24 protein-coding genes and 1 tRNA gene are annotated in these 23,050 nt (G+C 72.3%); 9 read left to right on the top strand and 16 right to left on the bottom strand.

Going from position 1 to position 23,050, the window contains the following annotated elements:
- Window positions 1-59 precede the first annotated feature (59 nt).
- The 3 genes from pth to HGB54_RS03280 form a co-directional block, all read right to left on the bottom strand.
- On the bottom strand, window positions 60-650 hold the full coding sequence (gene pth, locus HGB54_RS03290; RefSeq protein ID WP_168915187.1) for an aminoacyl-tRNA hydrolase: 591 nt from the start codon (window positions 648-650) through the stop codon (window positions 60-62).
- A 41-nt stretch (window positions 651-691) separates the two neighbouring features.
- Window positions 692-1,348: a 50S ribosomal protein L25/general stress protein Ctc gene (locus tag HGB54_RS03285; protein ID WP_168915186.1), complete on the bottom strand. Its 657-nt coding sequence runs from the start codon at window positions 1,346-1,348 to the stop codon at window positions 692-694.
- A 152-nt stretch (window positions 1,349-1,500) separates the two neighbouring features.
- Entirely contained in the window at window positions 1,501-2,046 is a 546-nt protein-coding gene (locus tag HGB54_RS03280; RefSeq protein ID WP_168915185.1) for a gluconokinase, read from the bottom strand.
- Window positions 2,047-2,099: 53 nt separating this feature from the next.
- Between HGB54_RS03280 and HGB54_RS03275 the strand changes: the two genes are divergently transcribed.
- Window positions 2,100-2,813, top strand: coding sequence for a FadR/GntR family transcriptional regulator (locus HGB54_RS03275; RefSeq protein WP_168915184.1), 714 nt, complete (start codon window positions 2,100-2,102; stop codon window positions 2,811-2,813).
- A 30-nt stretch (window positions 2,814-2,843) separates the two neighbouring features.
- Here HGB54_RS03275 and HGB54_RS03270 read toward each other — a convergent pair whose 3' ends face one another.
- The 4 genes from HGB54_RS03270 to HGB54_RS03255 are packed head-to-tail and all read right to left on the bottom strand — an operon-like array spanning window position 2,844 to window position 6,647.
- The gene (locus tag HGB54_RS03270) at window positions 2,844-3,896 is read right to left on the bottom strand and encodes a zinc-binding dehydrogenase (RefSeq protein ID WP_168915183.1); all 1,053 of its coding nucleotides are present in this window, start codon (window positions 3,894-3,896) and stop codon (window positions 2,844-2,846) included.
- A 24-nt stretch (window positions 3,897-3,920) separates the two neighbouring features.
- The gene (locus HGB54_RS03265; RefSeq protein ID WP_168915182.1) at window positions 3,921-4,691 is read right to left on the bottom strand and encodes an SDR family oxidoreductase; all 771 of its coding nucleotides are present in this window, start codon (window positions 4,689-4,691) and stop codon (window positions 3,921-3,923) included.
- A gap of 31 nt (window positions 4,692-4,722) precedes the next feature.
- The gene (locus HGB54_RS03260) at window positions 4,723-6,129 is read right to left on the bottom strand and encodes a GntP family permease (protein ID WP_168915181.1); all 1,407 of its coding nucleotides are present in this window, start codon (window positions 6,127-6,129) and stop codon (window positions 4,723-4,725) included.
- Between the two features lie 20 nt (window positions 6,130-6,149).
- Window positions 6,150-6,647: a gluconokinase gene (locus HGB54_RS03255; protein ID WP_168916775.1), complete on the bottom strand. Its 498-nt coding sequence runs from the start codon at window positions 6,645-6,647 to the stop codon at window positions 6,150-6,152.
- A gap of 258 nt (window positions 6,648-6,905) precedes the next feature.
- Between HGB54_RS03255 and gndA the strand changes: the two genes are divergently transcribed.
- A complete protein-coding gene (gene gndA / locus HGB54_RS03250) occupies window positions 6,906-8,354 on the top strand; it encodes an NADP-dependent phosphogluconate dehydrogenase (protein WP_168915180.1) in 1,449 nt (482 codons plus the stop codon).
- A gap of 76 nt (window positions 8,355-8,430) precedes the next feature.
- Here the strand turns inward: gndA and HGB54_RS03245 are convergent, their stop codons facing one another.
- Both HGB54_RS03245 and HGB54_RS03240 read right to left on the bottom strand, forming a co-directional pair.
- On the bottom strand, window positions 8,431-8,985 hold the full coding sequence (locus tag HGB54_RS03245) for a hypothetical protein (protein ID WP_168915179.1): 555 nt from the start codon (window positions 8,983-8,985) through the stop codon (window positions 8,431-8,433).
- Between the two features lie 20 nt (window positions 8,986-9,005).
- The gene (locus tag HGB54_RS03240; protein ID WP_228545914.1) at window positions 9,006-10,304 is read right to left on the bottom strand and encodes an APC family permease; all 1,299 of its coding nucleotides are present in this window, start codon (window positions 10,302-10,304) and stop codon (window positions 9,006-9,008) included.
- Between the two features lie 101 nt (window positions 10,305-10,405).
- Between HGB54_RS03240 and HGB54_RS03235 the strand changes: the two genes are divergently transcribed.
- The 3 genes from HGB54_RS03235 to HGB54_RS03225 all read left to right on the top strand — a co-directional run bounded on the left by HGB54_RS03235 (window position 10,406) and on the right by HGB54_RS03225 (window position 13,800).
- A complete protein-coding gene (locus HGB54_RS03235; protein ID WP_168915178.1) occupies window positions 10,406-10,780 on the top strand; it encodes a hypothetical protein in 375 nt (124 codons plus the stop codon).
- Window positions 10,781-11,024: 244 nt separating this feature from the next.
- Entirely contained in the window at window positions 11,025-12,443 is a 1,419-nt protein-coding gene (locus HGB54_RS03230) for a transaminase (RefSeq protein WP_168915177.1), read from the top strand.
- A gap of 757 nt (window positions 12,444-13,200) precedes the next feature.
- Window positions 13,201-13,800 carry a DUF305 domain-containing protein gene (locus HGB54_RS03225; protein WP_168915176.1) on the top strand — a complete coding sequence of 200 codons (600 nt, stop codon included), beginning with the start codon at window positions 13,201-13,203 and terminating at the stop codon, window positions 13,798-13,800.
- Between the two features lie 127 nt (window positions 13,801-13,927).
- On the opposite strand, the gene HGB54_RS03220 is transcribed toward HGB54_RS03225, so the two are convergent.
- The 4 genes from HGB54_RS03220 to HGB54_RS03205 all read right to left on the bottom strand — a co-directional run bounded on the left by HGB54_RS03220 (window position 13,928) and on the right by HGB54_RS03205 (window position 18,253).
- Window positions 13,928-14,905 carry a ribose-phosphate diphosphokinase gene (locus HGB54_RS03220; protein ID WP_168915175.1) on the bottom strand — a complete coding sequence of 326 codons (978 nt, stop codon included), beginning with the start codon at window positions 14,903-14,905 and terminating at the stop codon, window positions 13,928-13,930.
- A 62-nt stretch (window positions 14,906-14,967) separates the two neighbouring features.
- The gene (gene glmU, locus HGB54_RS03215; protein ID WP_168915174.1) at window positions 14,968-16,419 is read right to left on the bottom strand and encodes a bifunctional UDP-N-acetylglucosamine diphosphorylase/glucosamine-1-phosphate N-acetyltransferase GlmU; all 1,452 of its coding nucleotides are present in this window, start codon (window positions 16,417-16,419) and stop codon (window positions 14,968-14,970) included.
- Window positions 16,416-16,829 (bottom strand): SRPBCC family protein, encoded by a 414-nt coding sequence (locus tag HGB54_RS03210; protein WP_228545913.1) that lies wholly within the window; start codon window positions 16,827-16,829, stop codon window positions 16,416-16,418. Before HGB54_RS03210 ends, glmU begins: the two co-directional genes overlap by 4 nt.
- A gap of 14 nt (window positions 16,830-16,843) precedes the next feature.
- Window positions 16,844-18,253: an L-serine ammonia-lyase gene (locus HGB54_RS03205; protein WP_228545912.1), complete on the bottom strand. Its 1,410-nt coding sequence runs from the start codon at window positions 18,251-18,253 to the stop codon at window positions 16,844-16,846.
- A 324-nt stretch (window positions 18,254-18,577) separates the two neighbouring features.
- On the opposite strand from HGB54_RS03205, the gene HGB54_RS03200 reads away from it, so the two are divergent.
- Both HGB54_RS03200 and HGB54_RS03195 read left to right on the top strand, forming a co-directional pair.
- Window positions 18,578-19,066 carry a hypothetical protein gene (locus tag HGB54_RS03200; protein WP_228545911.1) on the top strand — a complete coding sequence of 163 codons (489 nt, stop codon included), beginning with the start codon at window positions 18,578-18,580 and terminating at the stop codon, window positions 19,064-19,066.
- A 306-nt stretch (window positions 19,067-19,372) separates the two neighbouring features.
- Window positions 19,373-19,768, top strand: coding sequence for a PPOX class F420-dependent oxidoreductase (locus HGB54_RS03195; RefSeq protein WP_168915171.1), 396 nt, complete (start codon window positions 19,373-19,375; stop codon window positions 19,766-19,768).
- 26 nt (window positions 19,769-19,794) lie between these two features.
- Here HGB54_RS03195 and HGB54_RS03190 read toward each other — a convergent pair.
- Window positions 19,795-19,866: transfer RNA gene (locus HGB54_RS03190), tRNA-Gln, on the bottom strand.
- Window positions 19,867-19,945: 79 nt separating this feature from the next.
- Between HGB54_RS03190 and HGB54_RS03185 the strand changes: the two genes are divergently transcribed.
- On the top strand, window positions 19,946-20,449 hold the full coding sequence (locus HGB54_RS03185) for a MarR family winged helix-turn-helix transcriptional regulator (RefSeq protein WP_168915170.1): 504 nt from the start codon (window positions 19,946-19,948) through the stop codon (window positions 20,447-20,449).
- A 19-nt stretch (window positions 20,450-20,468) separates the two neighbouring features.
- Here the strand turns inward: HGB54_RS03185 and HGB54_RS03180 are convergent, their stop codons facing one another.
- Both HGB54_RS03180 and HGB54_RS03175 read right to left on the bottom strand, forming a co-directional pair.
- Window positions 20,469-20,870, bottom strand: a complete 402-nt coding sequence (locus HGB54_RS03180) for a hypothetical protein (RefSeq protein ID WP_168915169.1) — start codon at window positions 20,868-20,870, stop codon at window positions 20,469-20,471.
- Between the two features lie 105 nt (window positions 20,871-20,975).
- Window positions 20,976-21,767: an SDR family NAD(P)-dependent oxidoreductase gene (locus HGB54_RS03175; protein WP_228545910.1), complete on the bottom strand. Its 792-nt coding sequence runs from the start codon at window positions 21,765-21,767 to the stop codon at window positions 20,976-20,978.
- A 170-nt stretch (window positions 21,768-21,937) separates the two neighbouring features.
- On the opposite strand from HGB54_RS03175, the gene fgd reads away from it, so the two are divergent.
- Window positions 21,938-22,975, top strand: coding sequence for a glucose-6-phosphate dehydrogenase (coenzyme-F420) (gene fgd, locus HGB54_RS03170; protein WP_168915168.1), 1,038 nt, complete (start codon window positions 21,938-21,940; stop codon window positions 22,973-22,975).
- Window positions 22,976-23,050: the final 75 nt, after the last annotated feature.

The raw sequence follows: 23,050 nt of genomic DNA, 5'->3' as shown, positions 1-23,050 counted from the left end.
AATCCTACGCGGGGCTCGCTGGGTGCACCGCGGGGCGGGGGCGGTTCGGGATGCTGCGCTCAGGCCCGGGGCGCGTGCCAGCGCTGCTGCGCCGCCGTCAGCCCGTCGTCGATGACGTCCTGCACCGCGTCGGCGGCGTCGCCCAGCACGATCGACAGGCGGGAGCGCTCGGCGGCGGCGAAGTCCTTCAGCACGTAGTCGGCCGGATCCTGCCGACCCGGAGGGCGGCCGATGCCGATCCGCACGCGCAGGAACTGCGGGGTGCCGAGGGCCTTGATGACGTCGCGCACGCCGTTCTGGCCGCCGTGCCCCCCATCGGCCTTGAGGCGGATCGTCTCGAAGGGCAGGTCGAGGTCGTCGTGCATGACGATCGTGCGCTCGGGCGGGATGCCGAAGTACTGGGCGGCGCTGGAGACCGGGCCGCCCGAGGTGTTCATGTAGCTCATCGGCTTGATGAGCACGAGCTTCGGCCCACCGGGGCGCAGACGGCCCTCGGCGAGCATCGTGGTGGTGCGGTGACGGCTGAAGCGCGCACCGACCTGGTCGGCGAGCTCGTCGAGCGCCATCTGCCCGACGTTGTGGCGGTTGCCGGCGTAGCCGGGCCCGGGATTCCCGAGCCCGGCTACGAGCCACACGTTCTCCTCGGCCATGGGCCGATCCTCCGTGCGGCGCCGGATTCCGAAGATGGTGCCTACTCGGACTTCTCGTCGTCGCCGGCGGCGTCGTCGCCCTCAGCCGACTCGCCCTCGGCGCCCTCGGCCTCGTCGCCCTCAGCGGTCTCGTCGCCCTCGGCGTCGGAGGTGAGGTCGAGCTGCGGCACGGTGATGTTGATGACGAGCGCCTCGGGGTCGGTGACGAGCGTGGTGCCCTTGGGCAGCTCGACCTGGCCGGCGAGGATCTGCGTGCCCTCCTCGAGGCCCTCGACCGAGACGGTGAAGGACTCGGGGATGTGGGTGGCCTCGGCCTCGACGCTGAGCGTCGTGGTGTCGAGCATCGCGACGGTGCCGGCGAACGACTCGCCCTCGACGTGGATGGGGACGTCGACGACGACCTTCTCGCCCTTGCGCACGACGATGAGGTCGATGTGCTCGATGAGCTGGCGCACCGGGTCCTTCTGCACGTCCTTGACGAGCGCGAGCTGCTCGTCGCCCTCGATGTCGAGCGTGAGGAGGAGGTTCGACTTGCGCAGCAGGAGCGCGGTCTCGTGGCCGGGCAGCGCGATGTGGCGCGGCTCGGTGCCGTGGCCGTAGATGACGGCGGGGATCATGTGGGTGGCGCGCAGCTTGCGGGCCGCGCCCTTGCCGAAGCTCGTGCGGACCTGCACGGAGAGGCGGTTGGACTCGGACATGGTGATGCTCCTTGACTCTGGGGGCCTTCAGGCCCGGTCGTGTGTGTCAACTCGAACGCTGGATCGCGTGAGGAAAGACCTGGTGCCTAACCCACCGCGTCGATTACGAAGAGCGCGGACGCGCCCTTCCTCGCCGAAGTTCAGCCGTCAGTCTAGCCGACGGGGGCGCCGGGCGCGTCGGGCGGCTGCGGCGCATCGGGCGCCTCGGCCATGAGGGCCGCGACCTGCTCGGCGAGCTCCGCGATCGTGCGCTCCCCGTCGAGCACGACGATGCGCTCGCCCTCGCCCGGCGCCTCGAGGGTCGCCAGCTGCGAGTCGAGCAGGCTCGGCGGCATGTAGTGCCCCTCGCGCTTCGCGATGCGCTGCTCGAGCACGGCGCGGGGCACGTCGAGCAGGGCGAAGATCGTGCCGGGCGCGAGCCCGCGCAGCCGGGCCCGGTAGGCCCGGGTCAGCGCGCTGCACGCCACGATGCACGGCGCCGCCGCCCGCAGCTCGCCGCCGACGGCGTCGAGCCAGGGCGCGCGGTCCGCATCGTCGAGCGGGATGCCGCGGGCCATCTTCTCGACGTTGGCGCGCGGGTGCAGGTCGTCGGCGTCGAGGAAGGGGATGCCCGCCAGCGCGGCGGCCTCCCGGCCGACGACCGTCTTGCCGGCGGCGGAGACGCCCATGAGCACGAGCGGGGGACGGGAGCCGGGCATCCCCCCACCGTAGCGAGCGGTCCTGCCCGCGGCCTGCGCGGTATCGTTCGACCATGCCGTCGAGCCTCCACCGCCGCCTGCTCGACGACCTCGGATCCTCCATCGTCGCCGGGCGGCTCGCCCGCGGCGAGGTCGTGCAGGCCGGGGAGCTCGCGCAGCGCTACGAGGTGAGCCTGTCGGTCGTGCGCGAGGTCATCCGGGCCCTGCAGACGAACGGCCTCGTCGAGTCGGTCAAGCGGCTGGGCGTGCGCGTGCTCGGTGCCGAGCGGTGGAACGTGTACTCGGCCGACGTCATCCGCTGGCGCCTCGACGGCCCCGATCGCGCCGTGCAGCTGCGCTCCCTGACCGAGCTGCGGGCGGCGGTCGAGCCCCTCGCCGCGGATCTCGCCGCGCGCCACGCCCCCGCCGCCGTGCGCGAGGAGCTCATGACCATCGCCGCCCGCATGCGCGAGCTCGGGCGCGCCGGGGATCTCGAGGGCTTCCTCGAGCTCGACATCGCCTTCCACGCCCTCGTGCTGCGCGGATCGGGCAACGAGATGCTGGCCGCGCTCGACGGCGCCGTCGCCGCCGTGCTGCGCGGCCGCACCGAGCACGGCCTCATGCCGACGCACCCGCACGAGGAGGCCCTGCAGTGGCACGTCGACGTGGCCGACGGCGTGCAGGCCGGGCGGCCGGAGCGGGCCGCCGACGCCATGCGCTCCATCCTCGGCCGCACCGCCGACGAGGTCGCGCCGATCTGGGACGGTACGGAGCGCGCGGCCCGCTGACCGGGTCCCCGACCGCGGCCCGCTGACCGGCTAGAGCTGCCCCGCCCCGGCGAATCGCAGCAGCACCTTGCCCGAGCGGGCGGGATCCGCGGCGACCGCGAAGGCCTCGAGCGCGTCGTCGGCGTCGAACTCGTGGGTGACCACGCCCGCGGCGTCGAGCGAGCCGTCCGCGAGGGCCGCCACGACCGCGTCGATCTCGCCCGCGAATCGGAACGACCCGCGCAGCTCGAGCTCACGGGTGATCGCGAGGGAGATGAGGGCGGGCTGCTCGCCCGAGGGCAGCAAGCCGACCATGACGACCGTGCCGCCGCGCGTCGTGCCGCGCACGGCCGAGGCGAGGCCCCGGTGGTTGCCGCTCGACTCGAAGCTCACGTCGGCGTCGACGGCGGCGATCGCCTCGGCGTCGTCGGCGAGCAGCGCCGCATCGGCGCCGAGCGCGAGCGCGGCATCCAGCGCCCGCGGCACCAGGTCGACGACCGTGATGTGCGCCGCGCCCGCCCGGCGAAGCACCGCCACGATGAGCGCGCCGATCGGGCCCGCCCCGACGACGAGCGCGTGCCGGCCCGTGACCTCGCCGGCGCGCGCGACCGCGTGCCACGCCACGCTCGCGGGCTCGATCACGGCGGCGGCGCGCAGGGACAGGCCCTGCGGCAGCGGACGGAGCATGCGGCTGGGCAGCGCGACCCGGTCGGCGAAGGCCCCCTCGGTGTGGGGCACGCGGGCCGCACTGCCGAGGTAGGTGCCGCCGGGCGCGAGGTTCGGCCGATCGGCGGGGTAGCGCGAGCCGTCGCCGGGCAGCTCGGTCGCGGGATGAACGGCGACGGCCGTTCCGACGGCGGGGCCGGACCCGTCGGCGGCCGCGTGCTGCACCACCCCGACCACCTCGTGGCCCAGCACCATGGGCGCGCGCAGGATCGACTCCCCCGCGGCGCCGTGGCGCCAGTAATGCAGGTCGCTGCCGCAGACTCCGCCGAACGCGATCGCGATCACGGCCTCGTCCGACGCCGCATGGGGTTCGGGACGCGTCTCGATGCGAAGGTCGTCGGCCGCATGGGCGACGACGGCGCGGTTGCTCGGGGTCATGGGATCTCCTCGTCGGTCGATGGGTCAGACGACGGCGGTCATGCCGCCGTCGATGAAGAGCACCTGGCCCGTGACGAAGTCGGAGGCCGAGGATGAGAAGAACACCGCGGGCCCGACGATGTCGTCGGTCGTGCCCCAGCGGCCGGCGGGCGTGCGCCCGAGGATCCAGCCGTTGAAGGTCTCGTCGTCGACGAGCGCCTGCGTCATCTCCGTGTGGATGTAGCCGGGCGCGATGGCGTTGACCTGCACGCCGTCGCCCGCCCATTCCGCGGTCATCGCGCGGGTGAGATTGCGGATGCCGCCCTTCGACGCCGTGTAGGCGCCGATGGTGGGACGCGCGAGGTCGGTCTGCACCGAGGCGATGTTCACGATCTTGCCGCGCCCGCGCGCCACCATCCCCCGGGCGACCTCGCGGCCGACGAGGAAGGCGCTCGTGAGGTTGGTCGCGATGACGCGATCCCAGTCGGCGAGCGCGATGTCGAGCAGAGGCTCCCGGTGCTGAACGCCCGCGTTGTTGATGAGCACGTCGATCGGCGGGGCATCCGCCTCGATGCGATGGATGCCCGCCGCGACCGCCTCGGCGTCGGTGACGTCGAAGGCGGCCGCGGTGATGCGCTCCTCGCCGAAGCGCGCGGCGAAGTCGGCCCGGGTCGCCTCGAGACGGTCGGGATCGCGGCCGTGCAGCACGAGCACCGCACCCGCCTCGGCGAGGCCCGCGGCGATCGCGCGGCCGATGCCGCGGCTCGATCCGGTGACGAGGGCCCGTCGGCCGCTGAGGTCGAATGCGGTACTCATGCTGCTCCTCCTGATGCTCGGGGTCGCGCTGCTAGATCAGGCTCGCGAGCCCGAAGATGCCGAGCGCGATCGCGAAGCCGATGATGCCGATGAGCGCCTGCCCGACCGTCCACGTCTTCAGCGTCGTCTGCGTGTCCATGCCGAAGAAGCGGCTGACGAGCCAGAAGCCGGAGTCGTTGACGTGCCCGGCGAACACCGAGCCGGCCGCGAGGGCGAGCACGATCGCGGCGACCTCGATCGAGTTGAAGCTCGTGTCGGCGAGCACGACGGGCTGCACGAGCGCCGCCGCCGTGGTGAGGGCGACGGTGGCCGAGCCCTGCGCGACGCGCACGATCGCGGCGATCACGAAGCCCGCGACGATGATCGGCAGGCCGATCGCGTCGAGCGAGTCGGCGATCGCATTGCCGATGCCGGTGGCGCGCAGCACCCCGCCGAACATGCCGCCGGCACCGGTGATGAGGATGATCGCGCAGACCGGGCCGAGGGCGCTGTCGGTGATCGTCTCGATGAGCGAGCGCTGCTTCTTCGGCTTCCAGCCGAGCAGGGCGATCGCGACGAGCACGGTGATGAGCAGCGCGATGGGCGTCTCGCCGATCAGGCGCAGCACCTGGATGCCGGTGTCGTCGAGCGAGACGAGCCCGGCCGTGGCGGCGGCGTTGAGCCCGGTGTTGAAGGCGATGAGCACGAGCGGCAGCGCGAGCAGGAAGACGATGGTGCCGAGCTTCGGGGTCGAGCGGAACAGGTCGCCCGACTCGTCGTCGGGCCGGCCGGCGAGGATGTTCGGCACGGCGATGTCGTAGCGGCGGCCGAGGTGGCGCCCGAACAGGTAGCCCACGATGTACCAGTTGGGGATGGCGACGAGGATGCCGAGCAGGATGACGAGGCCGACGTCGGCGCCGAGGAGCCCGCTCGCGGCCACGGGGCCGGGGTGCGGGGGCACGAAGATGTGCATGACCGAGAAGGCGACCGCGGCCGGGAACGCGTAGGTCAGCAGCGATCCGCCGAGGCGGCGGGCGACCGCGAAGATGATCGGCAGCATGACGACGAGGCCCGCGTCGAAGAAGATCGGGAAGCCCATCAGCAGCGAGGCGATCGACAGCGCGAGCGGCGCCCGCTTCTCGCCGAAGCGGCGGATCATCGCGTCGGTGAGCACCTTCGCTCCCCCGCTCGCCTCGATGAGCCGGCCGAGCATCGCCCCGAGCCCCACCAGCAGCGCGACGGTCGCGAGCGTCGATCCGAAGCCCGAGGTGAGGGTCGACACGATCGACCCGGGGGCGATGCCGGCGGCCACCGCGGTGAGCGCGCTGACGATGATGAGCGCGAGGAAGGCGTGCAGCCTCGCGACGATGATGAGCACGAGCAGCAGCGCGATGGCTCCTGCGGCGAGGAGGAGCAGACCCGCGGTGGGCAGCTCCCAGAGGAACGGTGTCTCGGTCATGTGTCGCGCAACCTCTCTGTTCAGCGTGACGTGCCGGCCGGGCGGCCGATCGATTCGGTGACCCGGCGGACGATCTCCTCCGGGGTCAGCGCAGGGTCGACGAGCACGGCGCGCTCGTCCTCCTGCAGGGGCTCCAGGGTCGCGAACTGCGAGTCGAGCAGGCTGGGGGGCATGTACTCGTGCTGCCGGTGCGCCTGGCGGTCGGCGATGAGGGCGCGGTCGCCGGCGAGGTGCACGAACACGGTCTCGGGGGCGTAGGAGATCAGCTGGTCGCGGTAGCGGCGGCGCAGGGCCGAGCAGGCCACGACGATCGAGCGGCCATCGGCGCGCTCGGCCCCGATGCGCTCGGCGATGATCTCGAGCCACGGAGCGCGGTCCTCGTCATCCAGCGGGATGCCAGCGGCCATCTTCTGCTTGTTCGCCCGGGGATGCAGATCGTCGCCGTCGATGAACTCGACCTGCAGCGCCGCGGCCAGCGCCGCACCGATGGTCGACTTGCCGGATCCGGAGACGCCCATGACGATGAGCGGCGGCGTGGGTTCCACAGTGACTCCCGAGTGATCAGACGCGTCTTTACATCTGATTTAGCCATCATGCATTGGCAATAAAGCAGATTTGATTGCCGATGCTATGCGGGGGCGTCACGCTCGTCAACCCCGACTGCCGCTGAGAGCCGGTGCGCATCCCGCGAAGGGCGCGCAATAGGCTGGAGCTGAACCCACCCGCTCCCGGCAGTCGATCCCGGCTCCGCGACGCCCCCTCTTCAAGGAGTTCCCGTGACCCAGCCCCAGGCCAACATCGGCGTCGTCGGATTGGCGGTGATGGGCTCGAACCTGGCCCGCAACCTCGCCAGTCGCGAGGGCAACACCGTCGCCGTGTACAACCGCTCGTACGAGAAGACCGAGACGCTCATCACCGAGCACCCCGAGGCCGGCTTCATCGCCACGAGCACCTACGAGGAGTTCGCCGCCGCGCTGCAGAAGCCGCGCACCGCGATCATCATGGTGCAGGCCGGCCGCGGCACCGACGCCGTCATCGACGCGCTCAGCGCCGTGTTCGAGCCGGGCGACATCATCGTCGACGGCGGCAACGCGCTGTTCACCGACACCATCCGCCGCGAGGCCGCCGTGCGCGCCACCGGCATCAACTTCGTCGGCGCCGGCATCTCGGGCGGCGAGGAGGGCGCGCTCAACGGCCCCTCGATCATGCCCGGCGGCTCCGTCGAGGCCTGGGAGACGCTCGGTCCCATCCTGCGCTCGATCGCCGCCGTCGCCGAGGGCGAGCCCTGCGTCACCCACGTCGGCACCGACGGCGCCGGCCACTTCGTCAAGATGATCCACAACGGCATCGAGTACGCCGACATGCAGCTCATCGCCGAGGCCTACGACCTGCTGCGCCGCGTGGGCGGCCTCGAGCCGGCCGAGATCGCCGAGGTCTTCGCCGAGTGGAACACCGGCGAGCTCGAGAGCTACCTCATCGAGATCACCGCCGAGGTGCTGCGCCAGATCGACGCCGAGACCGGCAGGCCGCTCGTCGACGTCATCCTCGACCAGGCCGGCGCCAAGGGCACCGGCGCCTGGACGGTGCAGACCGCCCTCGACCTGGGCGTGCCCGTCAGCGGCATCGCCGAGGCAGTGTTCGCGCGCTCCCTCTCCTCCAAGCCCGCCCAGCGCGCCGCGGCGACCGATCTGCCCGGTGCCGCCGCCGAGTGGGCTCCGGATGACCGCACGGCCTTCATCGAGGACGTGCGCCGCGCGCTCTACGCCTCGAAGATCATCGCCTACAGCCAGGGCTTCGACGCCATCGTCGCCGGCGCCGAGGAGTACGACTGGGACATCAAGAAGGGCGAGATCGCGAAGATCTGGCGCGCCGGCTGCATCATCCGCGCGCAGTTCCTCAACCGCATCACCGAGGCCTACGCCGCCGACCCCGACCTCGTGGCGCTCGTCACCGCGCCGTACTTCACCGAGGCCGTCGCCGGCTCGCTGCCGTCGTGGCGGCGCATCGTCTCGGGCGCGGCGCTCGCGGGCATCCCGACGCCGACCTTCGCGTCCTCGCTGTCGTACTACGACGGCCTGCGCGCCGACCGGCTGCCGGCCGCGCTCGTGCAGGGGCAGCGCGACTTCTTCGGCGCGCACACCTACAAGCGCGTCGACCGCGAGGGCACCTTCCACACGCTGTGGAGCGGCGACCGCACCGAGATCAGCGCCACCGACGCGCACTAGCCGCGACGACGACGAGCGGCCCCCTCGAGCGATCGAGGGGGCCGCTCGTCACCGGAGTCGTCGGCCGAGGCACCGCTCAGCCGCGCGGCGCGCGGGATGCCCGGATCGCGCGGCCGAGGAACGGCGGCAGCAGCGCGAGCACCGTCGGCAGCAGCACCTGGACGAGGCCCGCCCCCGAGGCGGTGATGATGAGGCTGAAGAGCAGCGCGTCGTCGCCGAAGGCGGTGCCGGCGGCGGCGCTGGATGCTCCGGCCGCGGCCAGCAGGTGCGCGAGCGACCCGGCCAGCACGCTGAGCACGAGCGTCGGCAGCAGGGCGAGGCGGCTCGGCAGCATCATCCACACGCCGGCGAGGACGATCGCCTGCGCGACGGCGCCGACCGCCCAGTGCCCGGCCGTCCACCAGGACGCGCCGAGCGGCGGCTCGCCGAGGATCGCGGCGCCGACGGTCTCGATGAGGCCCTGCGACGCCCAGACGAGCAGGCCGCTCAGGGCGGCCCAGATCAGCAGGCGGCGGCGCGGGAAGGCGCCGGCGGTCGGCATCGCTCGGGGTGCGGCCTCGCGGTCGTCGTCGCCCCAGCCGGCGGGCCCGTCCTCGTCGTCGGGCGAGCGGTCGTGCGCGGAGTCGGCCATGCGCCCATTCTGCCGGTCGGTCAGCGCGGCGCTCCCCCGGCCGATGCCCGGCGGCGGGCGAGCAGCAGCGCGAGGGCGCGCAGCAGCAGCCCGGTCGCCAGCAGCACGGCCGTGCCGAGCAGGGACACGGGCGGCAGCGCGACGACGAGCACGACGCAGCCCACCAGCCCGGCGCCCGCGATGACGCGGCTGCCGCGCCAGCGGTGCTCGGCCTCCTGCCGCAGCGCCGAGAGGTGCGCGATGGCGTAGTAGAGCAGCACGGCGGCGCTCGAGGCGGCGACGAGCTGGGCGGGCTCGAGCAGCACGACGATGACGGCGGCGGCCGCGGCGATGATCGCCTCGGCGACGACGGGCGCCTTCGTGCGCGCGCTGACGCGGGCGAGCGGCCCGGGCAGGTCGCGCTCGCGCGCCATCGCGAGGCTCGTGCGACTGAGACCGGCCAGGATGCCCGCGAGCGAGCCGAGGCAGGCGATGCCCGCCAGCACGGCCACCGCCGGCCGCGCCTCGTCCGGCAGCAGCGCGGCGAGCGGCGAGTCGCTCGCCGCGAGCCCGGCCGGCCCGAGGCCGGCGAGGAGCACGGCGGCGACGAGCGCGTACAGGCCGAGCACGATGCCCAGCGCGAGCAGGATCGCGCGCGGCAGCGTTCGGCGCGGGTCGCGCACCTCCTCACCCAGGGTCGCCATGCGCGCGTAGCCGGCGAAGGCGAAGAAGAGCAGCGCGGCGGCCTGCAGCACGCCCGGCACGGTCGCGTCGTCGAGCGCGAGCGGAGCATCCACCGGGGCGGCGCCCCCGACGGCCGCCGTGACCAGCACGATCGCGAGCCCCGTCAGCACGACGATCACGATGACCATCGAGACCCGCACGGTGGTGCGCACGCCCGAGGCGTTGAGGGCGGCGAGCAGCACGACGAACCCGGCGGCGAGGGGCGTCGGGTTCGCCGGCCACAGGTAGGCGGCGGCGACGGAGGCGATGGCCGCGGCCGAGGCGGTCTTGCCGGTGACGAAGAGCCAGCCGGCGATGAAGCCCGTCCACGGCCCGACCCAGCGGCGGCCGAAGGCGTAGGCGCCGCCCGCGACGGGGTGCGCCATGGCGAGCTGCGCCGAGCTCGCGGCGTTGAGGGCGGCGATGACGGCGGCGATGAGGAGGGCGGGCAGCAGTCCCCCGGCGCCGGCGGCCGCCGCGGCGGGAGCCCAGACGAAGAAGACGCCGGCGCCGATCATCGAGGCGAGCCCGATGCCGACGGCTCCGACGAGGCCGATGCGTCGGGCGAGCGCCGGCGTGGGGGCGGGCGGGCGGTCGGGGGCGGCGGCCGGGGTCACCCGGGCACCTTATCCGGCGCGGGTGACGGGCGAGCGGCGCGGGCGGCGCCCCCGCTCCCGCGCCCGCCGCCCGCCGAGGCGCCCGTGCGACACTGGAGGCGATGGACGACGACCCCCGCGAGCTGCGCGACGACGGCTTCGACGACGACCTGCTCGACGAGCTGGAGTCGGCGAACCGTTTCGAGCGCCGCCGCCGCGTCATGAAGTGGGTCGCCATCGCGACCATGCTCGCCATGGTCGTCCCCGGGGTGCTCACGACGTTCGGCATCGCGCAGTCCACGGCCGCCCGCTCGTGCCGCCTGGCGGTCGACCTCGCGGCGAGCGAGCGCACCACCGCGCGCGCCGCCTTCGAGCTGACGAACCTCGAGACCATCGGCTGGAACTGCTACGCCGTCACCGCCGCGGGCGAGGTGCGGGTGGCGATGCTGGGGCTGATCCCCGGGCCGCCGCGCCTCGTGCCGGCCGTCTCCAGCTGACGCCCGGCCGCCCCGCGGGCATCCATTCGATGCGGGATGCCCCGCCGCACTATCGCGAACGGCCGACGCCTTGCGAGAATGAGGCGTTCCGTGCCGCGGAGTCGCCCACCCCGGGCGATGCGACCCGTCGAGGAGCGGTGGTTGCCTTCATCGCTTCCGGTCACCTCCTCCGCGCACCCGCACGGATCCGGTCGCGCGCATCGTCGATGATGCGCCGCGCCGTCGACGAATACCGGAGGATCTCATGACCGACACCGCCATCCCCGCGACCACCGCTGCGGCGACCACCTCGTACGCCACGATCGATCGCGACCGGCTCGCCGCCCTGACCGCCCGCGAGCAGGAGGCGTTCATCGCCGCGCGGCCCCGCTCGAAGGCCGCGTACGAGGGCGCCGAGCACCTGTTCGGCCGCGTGCCGATGACGTGGATGAACAAGAAGGCCGGCGGGTTCCCGATCTACCTCGACCGCGCCTCGGGCAACCGCGTCACCGACATCGACGGGCACGAGTACATCGACTTCGCGCTCGGCGACACCGGCGCGATGGCGGGGCACTCGCACCCGGCCGTCGTCGCGGCGATCACCGCGCGGGTGGGCGACCTCGGCGGGCTCACCACCATGCTGCCGACGGAGGACGCCGAATGGGTCGGCGCTGAGCTGGCGCGGCGCTTCAAGATGGACCGCTGGAGCTTCTCGCTCACGGCGACCGATGCGAACCGCTGGGCGATCCGGCTCGTGCGGGCGCTGACCGGCAGGTCGAAGATCGTCTTCCACTCGTACTGCTACCACGGCTCGGTCGACGAATCGCTCGTCGTCGTCGGCCCCGACGGCGAGAGCGCCTCGCGGCCCGGCAACGTCGGCGCGCCGGTCGACGTCACCGAGACCTCGCGCGCGGCCGAGTACAACGACCTGCCCGGCCTCGAGCGGGCGCTCGCGCACGGCGACGTCGCCGCGGTGCTCATCGAGCCCGCGCTCACCAACATCGGCATCGTGCTGCCCGAGCCCGGCTACCTCGAGGGCGTGCGCGCCCTGACCCGGCAGTACGGGGCGCTGCTCATCATCGACGAGACCCACACCTTCTCGGCCGGGCCCGGCGGCATGACGACGGCCTACGACCTCGAGCCCGACATCGTCGTCATCGGCAAGGCGATCGGCGGGGGCATCCCGACCGGGGCCTACGGCCTCTCGGCCGAGTTCGCCGACCGCGCCCTCGCCCGCGACGACCTCGATCTCGTCGACATGGGCGGCGTCGGTGGCACCCTCGCCGGCAACCCGCTCTCGGTCGCCGCCATGCGCGCGACCCTCGAGCACGTGCTCACCGACGAGGCGTTCGCGCACATGATCGACACGGCGACCTACTTCACGCAGGGCGTCGACGCGCTCTTCGACCAGCACGCGCTGCCATGGTCGATCAACCAGCTCGGCGCGCGGGCCGAGTACCGGTTCGCGCGGCCGTACCCGCTGAACGGCACGCAGGCGGCCCTCGCCGCCGACGGCGAGCTCGAGGACTTCCTGCACCTCTACCTCGCCAACCGCGGCATCATGCTCACCCCGTTCCACAACATGGCGCTCATGTGCCCGGCGACGACCCGCAGCGATGTGGATGCTCACCACGCGGTGTTCGCGGAGGCCGTGCGGGAACTCGTCACGGACGGGACCGTGTGACCGCAGCTGGTCGATGGACGCCCGGATCCACTCTCAGCTCGCCCACGGGACACGCATAGCTCCCTGGCAAACCGTTTCCAGACTCGATCCGGGTCGTGGCCGTACGGTGAGGGTGTTAGCCCTCGGCGGTTTTGGTGATTCGTCGTTCCTCCGCGGGAAGAGTGAGCGTCGAGCAGCGAAGGGCAGCGGGTGTGAGACTTTCGGGAGGGCGCCGTCTGTGGCGGCGCGTGCTCATCGCGACGATCGGCTTCGCACTCTTCATGGCCCTCGGAGCCACTCATACGGGCGCCAGCGGAGCACCCCACGTTCCCGTGGGGTCGACAGCGCTGACGGCGAACGGCGATGGTCAGAGTGATCCGGCGTTGGTCGCCCCGGCGGTTCCCAGCAGCACCGGTGCGGGGGAGACCGCACTGTCGGCACCGGCTGCCGGGGACGGCGTCTCAACGGCCGCCGCGTCAGCCGCCATCGCCATGGCTCTGATCTCCTGCCTGCTGGCGCTGACGACGGCGGGCCGTGTCCGTCGCTTCCAGGCCACCGTCGCACGAGGAGCGCTCCGCTCGTCTCCTCCCCGACGTCCGCCTTCTGATCGTGTTCGATGGTCGAATCTGACGACGTTGGATCGGCTGGGCGTGCTGAGGCTGTGATCAGGTCGGCACGCGGATCATCAGTTCGGCGAGATCTTCGTGCATGCTGACCACCGCCGGGCGCGCGCATTGCGCCACCATGACAACCACCAAACCGTAGAAGGAAAAACACCATGAAGAAGTCCACAGCCTTTGCAGGCGCCTCTCTCGCCCTGGCAGCAGCACTCACGCTCGGAGGATGCGCGTCCACGGACGGCAGCATGCCCGGCATGCCCGGCATGAGCGAGTCGGAGATGCCCGAGACGTCAGCGGAATTCAACGCTGCCGACGAGATGTTCGTCACCATGATGATCCCGCACCACGAGCAGGCGGTCGAGATGTCCGACATGCTGCTCTCGAAGCCGGACCCCGATACGCGCGTCGCCGATCTCGCTCAGCGGATCAAGGATGCGCAGGGACCGGAGATCGAGACCATGAGGGAGTGGCTCGACGACTGGGGGGTCGACTACGACGAGTCGATGTCGGGTATGGACATGGGATCCGACATGGGCATGTCCGAGAGCGACATGCAGGCACTCGAATCGGCGACCGGCCCGGAGGCGGATCGTCTGTTCCTCGAGCAGATGATCGTCCACCACCAGGGTGCGATCAGCATGGCGGAGACGGCCCTCGAGTCCGGTCAGAACGAGGACGTGCTCGAGCTCGCCGACCAGATCATCGCCGACCAGACAGCGGAGATCGCCGAGATCGAGGATCTCCTCGCCGCCCTCTAGGCGATAGCGCGGAAAGAGCCCCCTGACCGGTCGCAGCGCCGGTCAGGGGGCTCCGCCGTGTCGGCCCTCCGTCACGCGAGCGCAACGTGCGTCGAGGCATCACGAAGCGCCAATCGGCGCGCTGCCCTCAAGCCGCACCATCGAACATGCTCGTCACCGAGCCGTCGTCGAAGACCTCGTGGATCGCGCGGGCGATCAGCGGGGCGATGGGGAGGACGGTGAGGCGATCCCAGCGCTTGTCGTCGGGCACCGGCAGGGTGTCGGTGACGACGACGCGGTCGATCGCCTCGGCCTGCAGGATGTCGAAGGCCGGGTCGCTGAAGATGGCGTGGGTGGCAGCGACGACGACGCCGATGGCTCCGGCCTTCTTGAGCGCCTCGGCGGCCTTGACGATGGTGCGGCCGGTGTCGATCATGTCGTCGACGAGCAGGCAGACGCGGCCCGAGACGTCGCCGACGATCTCGTGCACCGAGACCTGGTTCGGCACGAGCGGGTCGCGGCGCTTGTGGATGATGGCGAGCGGGGCGCCGAGCTTGTCGCTCCAGATGTCGGCGACGCGCACGCGGCCCATGTCGGGCGAGACGACGGTGAGCGTCGAGGCGTCGAGCTGCTCGCGGAAGTGCTCGAGCAGCACCGGCATGGCGAACAGGTGGTCGACGGGGCCGTCGAAGAATCCCTGGATCTGCGCGGCGTGCAGGTCGACGCTCATAATGCGGTCGGCGCCGGCGGCCTTGAACAGGTCGGCGACGAGGCGGGCGGAGATCGGCTCGCGACCCCGCCCCTTCTTGTCCTGCCGCGAGTAGGGGTAGAACGGGGCCACGACGGTGATGCGCTTCGCCGAGGCCCGCTTGAGGGCATCCACCATGATGAGCTGCTCCATGAGCGCCTCGTTGATGGGCCGGGCGTGGGACTGGATGACGAAGGCGTCGCAGCCGCGCACGCTCTCGTCGTAGCGCGCGTAGATCTCGCCGTTGGCGAAGGTGCGGGCGTCGGTGTGCACGACGTCGGTCTCGAGCTCGGCGGCGATCTGGTGCGCGAGCTCGGGGTGGGCGCGGCCCGTGACGAGCACGAGCTTCTTCTGGCCGGTGATCTTGATGCTGGCCATGGATGCCCTGCTCCCTGTCGCCGCGGCGACGCTGGTGTGGTGTTCCGGTTGTCGTGCCGGCCTTACGGCGCGGGCGTCTCGTTCGCTTCGTGCTGCGTCGCGGCGGCGGCGGCCTCGGCCGCTGCCGTGCCCGGCCGGTTCGTCGCCACCCAGCCCGCGAGGTTGCGCTGCGGGGCCACGTTCAGCGCCAGCTCGCCCGCCGCGACGTTCTTGCGGATGACGGTGCCGGCTCCGGAGTACGCGCCGTCGCCAATCCTAACGGGGGCGACGAAGACGTTGTGCGAGCCGGTGCGCACGTGCGATCCGACGACGGTCGTGTGCTTGTTGACGCCGTCGTAGTTGGCCGTGATGGTGCCCGCGCCGATGTTCGAGCCCTCGCCGACGGTGGTGTCGCCGATGTACGAGAGGTGCGGCACCTTGCTGCCGGCGCCGAGGGTCGTGTTCTTCGTCTCGACGAAGGTGCCGACCTTGCCCTTCTCGCCGATGACGGTGCCGGGGCGCAGGTAGGCGAAGGGGCCGACGGATGCTCCCGCCCCCACGACGGCGAGCGTCGCGTCGGTGCGGCTCACGCGGGCGCCCTCCCCCACCTCGGTGTCGACGAGGGTCGTGTCGGGGCCGACGACGGCGCCGGAGGCCACCGAGGTCGCGCCCTTCAACTGGGTTCCGGGCAGGATCTCGCTGTCGGCCTCGAGGGTGACGGTGCGGTCGATCCAGACGCTCGCCGGGTCGCTGATGGTGACGCCGGCGAGCTGCCAGCCGCGCACGATCATGGCGTTGAGGCGCAGGGCGGCGTCGCTCAGCTGCACGCGGTCGTTGATGCCGGCGACGAGCCAGCTCTGGCCGGCGGGCAGGGCGGCGACGCCGTGGCCGTCGCCGCGCAGCAGGCCGATGACGTCGGTGAGGTACTTCTCCTGCGCGGCGTTGTCGGTCGAGACGAGCGCGAGCGAGCTGCGCAGCGGCGCCGCGGTGAATACGTAGGTGCCCGAGTTGATCTCGGTGAGGGCGCGCTCGGCGTCGGTGGCGTCCTTCTGCTCGACGATGCGGTCGAGGCCGCCGTCCTCGGCGCGCACGATGCGGCCGTAGCCGGTGGCGTCGTCGAGCACGGCGCTGAGCACGGTGGCGGCGGCGCTCCGGCTGCGGTGCTCGGCGACGAGGTGCGCGAGCGTCTGCGCATCGAGCAGCGGCACGTCGCCCGAGACGACGAGCACGTCGCCCTCGAAATCGGCGGGCAGAGCATCCAGCGCCGCTTCGACGGCTCGGCCGGTGCCCGGCACGGAGTCCTGATCGGCGATGAGCGCCTCGGCGTCGAGGTCGAGGATGGCGGCCGCGACGGTGTCGCGCTCGTGCCGCACGACGGCGACGACGTGCGCGGGCTCGAGGGCGCGGGCGGTGGCGAGCACGTGGCCGATGAGGGGCACGCCGGCGAGCGGGTGCAGCACCTTCGGCAGGCGCGACTTCATGCGGGTGCCCTGGCCGGCGGCGAGCACGATGACGGCGAGACGGGGGTCGGTCATGCGTCCATCCTGGCGCACAGCGCGGCGAGGCGTGACAGGTCGGCCCGCACGGCGGCCTCGTCGGCGGCGAGCTCGGCGTCGGTCATGCCGGGGCGGCGCACGAGCGTGAAGACGGCCTCGCTCGCGTCGCCCGCGGCCTCGATACGCAGGCGGTTGTGCACGATCCCGCCGTCGGGCATGGTGACGTCGTGATCGAGGATGCCCCGCTCGACGTCGACCTGGAACCGCGCCCGCACGGTGCCGAACGGCGCGTCGACGAGCCACACGTCGGTCTCGGCGGGGTCGGGCCGCGCCGAGGTCGCGAAGCCGGATGCCCACTCGGGCAGCCGCGCGAGATCCGCGGCCACGGCCATCGCCTCGGCACGAGTCGCGGCGATGCGCTGCCGCACGACGATGGTCTCGGGTTGCACTTCCCGGGGCTCCATCAGCACTCCACGTAGTTCACGGCGAGCCCGCCCTCGCTGGTCTCCTTGTACTTGCGCGACATGTCCTCCCCCGTCTGGCGCATGGTGCGGATGACGGTGTCGAGCGAGATGAGGTGCGTGCCGTCGCCGTGCATGGCCATGCGCGCGGCCGCGACGGCCTTGCCCGCGCCGATGGCGTTGCGCTCGATGCAGGGCAGCTGCACGAGGCCGGCGACGGGGTCGCAGGTGAGGCCGAGCGAGTGCTCCATGGCGATCTCGGCGGCGTTCTCGACCTGCTCGGTGCTGCCGCCGAGCAGGTGCGCGAAGCCCGCGGCCGCCATGGACGCGGCGGAACCGACCTCGCCCTGGCAGCCGGCCTCGGCGCCCGAGATGCTCGCGTTCGACTTGATGAGCGCGCCGACGACCCCCGCCACGAGCAGGAACTGCCGCGCCGCCTCGGCCTCATCCCCGCCCGGCAGCTGGTGGCGCGGGATGACGTCGAGAGCGTGCCGCAGTACGGCCGGGATGATGCCGGCCGCCCCGTTCGTCGGCGCCGTGACGACCCGCCCGCCCGCCGCGTTCTCCTCGTTGACGGCGATCGCGTAGGCCTGCAGCCACTCCAGGGTGCAGTCGCGCTCGTTGGCCTCCTGGATGCTCCGCAAGCGCTCGGCCATGGCCGCAGCCCTCCGCGGAACACGCAGGCCCCCGGGCAGCACGCCGCTGCTCGACAGCCCCGCGTCGAGGCACGCCGACATCGCGGCCCAGATCTGGTCGAGAGCGGCATCCGTGTCGGCGGGGGTGCGCACCGCGGCCTCGTTCTCGCGCGCGATGCCGGAGATGCTCAGCCCCGTCTCGCGGCACAGCGCCAGCAGCTCGTCGGCGTGGTCGAAGCGGTGCGGCACGACGACGCCCGAGCCGGGTGCGACGACGTCGCCCTCGCGCTCGACGAAGCCTCCGCCGATCGAGTAGTAGGTCTCGCTCGCGAGCTCGTGCCCGTCGGCGTCGCGCGCGACGAGCGTGAGGGCGTTCGGGTGGCGCGGCTTGATCTCGCGCGGGGCGAAGCGCAGCCAGTCGTTCGTCAGCGCGATGGGGTGCCGGCCGTCGAGAGGCAGGGCGCCGGCATCGGCCGCCGCGCGGGCCCGCTCGACGTCGTCGCGGGTGACGGTCTCGGCGCGGTGGCCGGCGAGGCCGGCGAGCACGGCATCGGGGGTTCCGTGGCCGACGCCGGTGGAGCCGAGCGAGCCGAAGAGGGTGCACTCGATGCTGGTGACGGCGGCCGGGTCGGACAGCCCGGCGGCGAAGGCCGCGGCGGCGCGCAGCGGGCCGACGGTGTGCGAGCTGCTGGGCCCGATGCCGGGCTTGAACAGGTCGAGCACGGAGATGAAGGCGCGGTCGGCGAGCGGCACGCGCAGACTCAGGGGCAGGCTCACGGGCGACGCTCCGATCGGTCGGGGCCGGTGTGGGGCCCTGGATGACGTGCGGCACGGCGGAGCCCGTTGTGCGGGCGCCGATGAACCGCTGAGAGACATCATGGCGGTGAACCGAGGCCCGTGGGGCCGGATGCTCGGATGGGGCGTCGCGCTGCCACCGGATCCGTCCAGGACCAGCGAATCCAACACGCCCGCAGCGACCACCTCCGCTAACAGGATCCGGCACGCTGCATACGGGCCAGGCGCCCGAAGTGGGGGCACGGGAACGCGCTCACTCCCAGTACCCTGATAAAGATTCACTCAGGAATGATCATCGGAGTACACGTGAAGCTCGCCCGCACTTCCCTCTCGACCTTCGCAGTGCTCGCCTTGGCGATAGCGCTATCCGCGTGCTCCTCTCCGTCGACCTCCAACACCGATGGCAGGGCTGCATCGAGCGGCGCACCCGCCGACGTGCCCGTCGAGGAGACAGAGGCTCCGGCACCCGCCGATCTCGTAGGTGAGTGGATGCAGACGAACAGCAATGCAGAGGACAGCTATCAGACTGCGACGATCACCGCGGACTCGATCGAGGTCTACTGGGTCAGCGATGGCGGAGACACGAAGTCTCTGTACTGGGCTGGAACCTATGTGCCCCCTACCGAGCCCGGCGACCACGCTTGGGACTCCGCGAACGACGTCGAGAAAACGTCCACGGCAATCCTGGCGTCGCCGAGCCCCACGAAGACGTTCACCCTCGAGGGGGATGAGATCAGCTACGAAGTCACCGCCCTCGAGACGACGATGACCGTGCGTCTCGGTCGCGACGGCTGACTAGTCCGCAGACGGGCCCGCATTCCGAAGAGGCCCAACGTGCCATTTGGAGCAGCGCGTCCCCGAGCACCGCGTTCGTAGTGACGCGAACGAGGACTGGTGCAGTCTCCTGCGCTTCGCGCCAATCCGCGATCCAGTCCAGGGGCGTCGCTCCGTCCGCCCGCTTCGTGGATGTCCGGCACGCTCACTCGCGCCGGGCGGAATCGCGACCTTCGAAGTTGAGCACCCCGCCGACAGGCATCCGCTCGCGCGACGGCGTAATCTCGCGGCTGAAACCTCTCATCAGCAGATCGGAACTACTTCGCTTTGGACACGCCGCTGACGGATGCCGCGCTCGAGTTCCTCACCGAGCGGCACCTCGCGACGCTCTCCACCCTCGGGCGCGACGGCCGCATCCACTCGGTGCCCGTCGGCATGACCTACCGCGACGGCGTCGTGCGCGTCATCGGCAGCGGCGGCTCGCAGAAGTTCGTCAATGCGCAGCGGTCGGGCCGGGCATCCCTCAGCAGCGTGGACGGGGCGCGCTGGATCAGCTTCGAGGGGCCCGGCGTCGTGAGCGACGACCCGGAGCGGGTCGCTCTCGCCGTCGAGCTCTACGCCGCGCGGTACCGGCAGCCACGACCGAACCCCGAGCGGGTCGTGCTCGAGCTCGCGGTCGAGCGCGTGCTCGGCTCGAGCGGCATGCGGCCCGCCCGCGACTGAGCGCCGTTCGCGACCGACGGCCGCCGCTCCGCCTCCAGGATTCGAACCTGGTCCTAACAGCTCCAAAGGCTGTCGTGCTGCCGTTACACCAAGGCGGAACGCGCCCTGCGGCGCCGCTCAAGTCTGCCAGACGGCACCCGGCGCATCCCGGGCCACCGCCGCACCGATAATGGAGCCATGACCGCCCCCGCGGATGACGTCGACCGCATCGTCGACGCCTGGCAGCGCGAGCGGCCCGACCTCGACTTCGCTCCGCTGCACGTGCTCTCGCGGCTCGGACGCATCGCCCGCCACCTCGACCGCGCGCGCAAGGCCGCTTTCGCCGTCAGCGGGCTCGAGTCGTGGGAGTTCGACGTGCTCGCCGCCCTGCGCCGCGCCGGCACCCCCTACGAGCTGAGCCCCACCTCGCTGCTGCGCCAGACCATGGTGTCGAGCGGCACCATGACGAACCGCATCGACCGGCTCGCCACCCGCGGCCTCGTCGAGCGCCGCACCGACCCCAACGACGGCCGCGGCATCATCGTGCGCATGACCGCGCAGGGCACCGAGCGGGTCGACCGCGCCATCGACGAGCTCGTCGTCGCCGAGGCGCGCTTACTCAGCGGCCTCGGGCGGGCCGAGCAGGAGAAGCTCGCCGCACTGCTGCGCACGCTCGGCGCCGACTTCGACGGAACCGTCTAGCGGAGCATCCCGCCGCAGCTCACTCGAAGAACGGCATCAGATTCGAGACGAGGATGCCGATCACGCCGACGCCCGTCAGGATCCAGCCGAGCAGCAGCAGTGCGCGACCGTCGTGCACGGGGGTGTCGAGTCGCGCGCTGCCGGGGCGCGCGGGGTGGATCCACACGGTGCGGGCATCCCCCACCGCCGGGATCGGGCCCGTCAGCGGCGAGGCCGTCTCGTGCACGTCGCCCTCCTCGCCGAACCAGCGCAGCTTCGCGTCGCGGTCGTCGACGTTCGTGATGACGGCCTTCGCGCTGCGGTAGCGGTTCGCCCAGGCGCGACGGCCGTAGCCGATCGCGAGCAGCACGACGCCGATGGGCACGGTGAGCCAGGCGATGACCTCCGCCGCGAGGGCGATGGCGTCGAGCGGCTCGGTCATGGGTTCATCGTAGGGCGCGGGGGCGCTGCAGGCGGGCGGCGTGTGGGGCGGACGGCGTGCGGGGCGGACGGCGTGCGGGGCGGACCGCGAGCCAGCGGCGGTGGCCTACCGCGGCGCCATGCGCACGGCGCCGTCGAGCCGGATGGTCTCGCCGTTGAGCATCGGGTTCTCGACGATGTGCTGCACGAGCGCCGCGTACTCCTCGGGCCGGCCGAGCCGGTGCGGGTGCAGCGTCTGCTCCTCGAGCGAGGCGAGCGCCTCCTCGGGCAGGGCCTTGGCCATCGGCGTGCGGAACAGGCTCGGCGCGATCGCCATCACCCGGATGCGGTGCTGCGCCAGGTCGCGCGCGAGCGGCAGCACGAGCCCGACCACGCCGCCCTTCGACGCCGAGTACGCGGCCTGCCCGACCTGCCCGTCGAAGGCGGCGACGGAGGCGGTCATGACGATGACGCCGTTCTCCTCGTTCGCTTCTTCTCCGTCCCCCGCGCCCTGCTCGGCCATGCGCGCCGCCGCGAGGCTCACCGCCGTGAAGGTGCCGGTGAGGTTGATGTCGACGACCTGCCGCCACACGTCGAGCGGGAACGGCCCCGAGCGCCCGACGACCCGCGCCCCGCGCACGATGCCGGCGCAGGCGACGAGCACGTCGAGGCGGCCCAGCTCGCTCGCGGCGTCGACCGCGGCCTGCACCTGAGCCTCGTCGGTGACGTCGGTGGGCGCGAAGCGGGCGCGATCCGGCCCGTGCTCGGCGTTCCAGGCCTCGGCGAGCGCCGCGCCCGGCGAGCCGGGCAGGTCGGCGATGACGACCGAGCTGCCCGCGGCCAGCATCCGCTCGGCGGTTGCGCGGCCGAGCCCTGAGGCCCCGCCGGTGATGAGCGCGGTACGGCCCGATGCGTGCACTGGATGCTCCCCTCGCGTTGGGCCCGCGCCGAGCATCCCGGCGCCGTCGCCCGCCGTCATGCCTACCACGGTCGCGCTGCCCTCTGCGCGGATTCGCACGCAGCGCCGCGGGGCATCCCCGTAGTCTGCAGAGACGGGCGCGCGCCCGGCCAGGACGTACGAGGAGAAGCATGACGAGGTTGCCGTTCCGCATCGGGTACAAGGCGTCGAGCGAGCAGTTCGCGCCGCAGCGGCTGCTCGACTACGGAGTGCTCGCCGAGCAGGCCGGCTTCGAGTCGGTGTTCATCTCGGACCACCTGCAGCCGTGGAAGCACACCGACGGGCACGCGCCGGCGGCGATCGCCTGGCTCGGCGCGCTCGGCGCGAAGACGGAGCGCATCGTCATGGGCACCTCGGTGCTGACCCCGACGTTCCGCCACCACCCGGCGATGGTCGCGCAGGCCTTCGGCACGCTCGGGCAGATGTTCCCCGGCCGCGTCATCCTCGGCGTCGGCACCGGCGAGTCGCTCAACGAGGCGCCCCTCGGCTTCGAGTGGCCCGACATCAAGGAGCGCTTCGCCCGCCTCAAGGAGGCCGTGCTGCTCATCGAGCGCCTCTGGCAGGAGGAGCGCGTGACCCACGAGGGCGAGTACTACCGCACCGACGCCGTCACCATCTACGACCGCCCCGAGGTCAAGGTGCCGATCTACATCGGCGCCTCCGGCCCCGCCGCCACGCGCCTCGGCGGGCGCATCGCCGACGGCTGGATCACCACCTCGGGCAAGGCGCCCTCGCTCTACACGGACAACCTGCTGCCCGCCTTCCAGGAGGGCCTGGAGAAGGGTGAGCGCGTTCCGGGCACGGTCGACACCCTCATCGAGATGAAGGTCTCGTTCGACACCGACCGCCAGCGCGCCATGGAGGACACCCGCAACTGGGCCGCCCTCGCGCTCAGCCCCGACGAGAAGATGGGCGTCGAGGATCCGCGCGAGATGGAGCGCCTCGCCGACCAGCTTCCGCTCGAGCGCGCCGCCTCGCGCTGGATCGTCTCGACCGACGCCGACGAGCACGTCGAGCGCGTCATGGAGTACGTGCGCATGGGGTTCCGGCACCTCGTCTTCCACGCTCCGGGTGATGACCAGGCGCGGTTCCTCGACCTGTACGGCAGCGAGGTCGTGCCGCGGCTGCGGGCGGCGGTCGCCGAGCACGACGCGGCGCAGGGGCTGTAGCGGGGCATCCCGTCGCTCGTCGGCGTCGCGGTCGCTGACGCTGCTGGTAACGCCGCTGCCGCTGTGGCGGGTGGA

It is taken from the genome of Microcella flavibacter (assembly GCF_012530535.1).
Taxonomy (GTDB): domain Bacteria; phylum Actinomycetota; class Actinomycetes; order Actinomycetales; family Microbacteriaceae; genus Microcella; species Microcella flavibacter.
The sequence above is the reverse complement of the archived record's forward strand: the minus strand, read 5'-3'. Positions and strand labels throughout refer to the sequence as shown.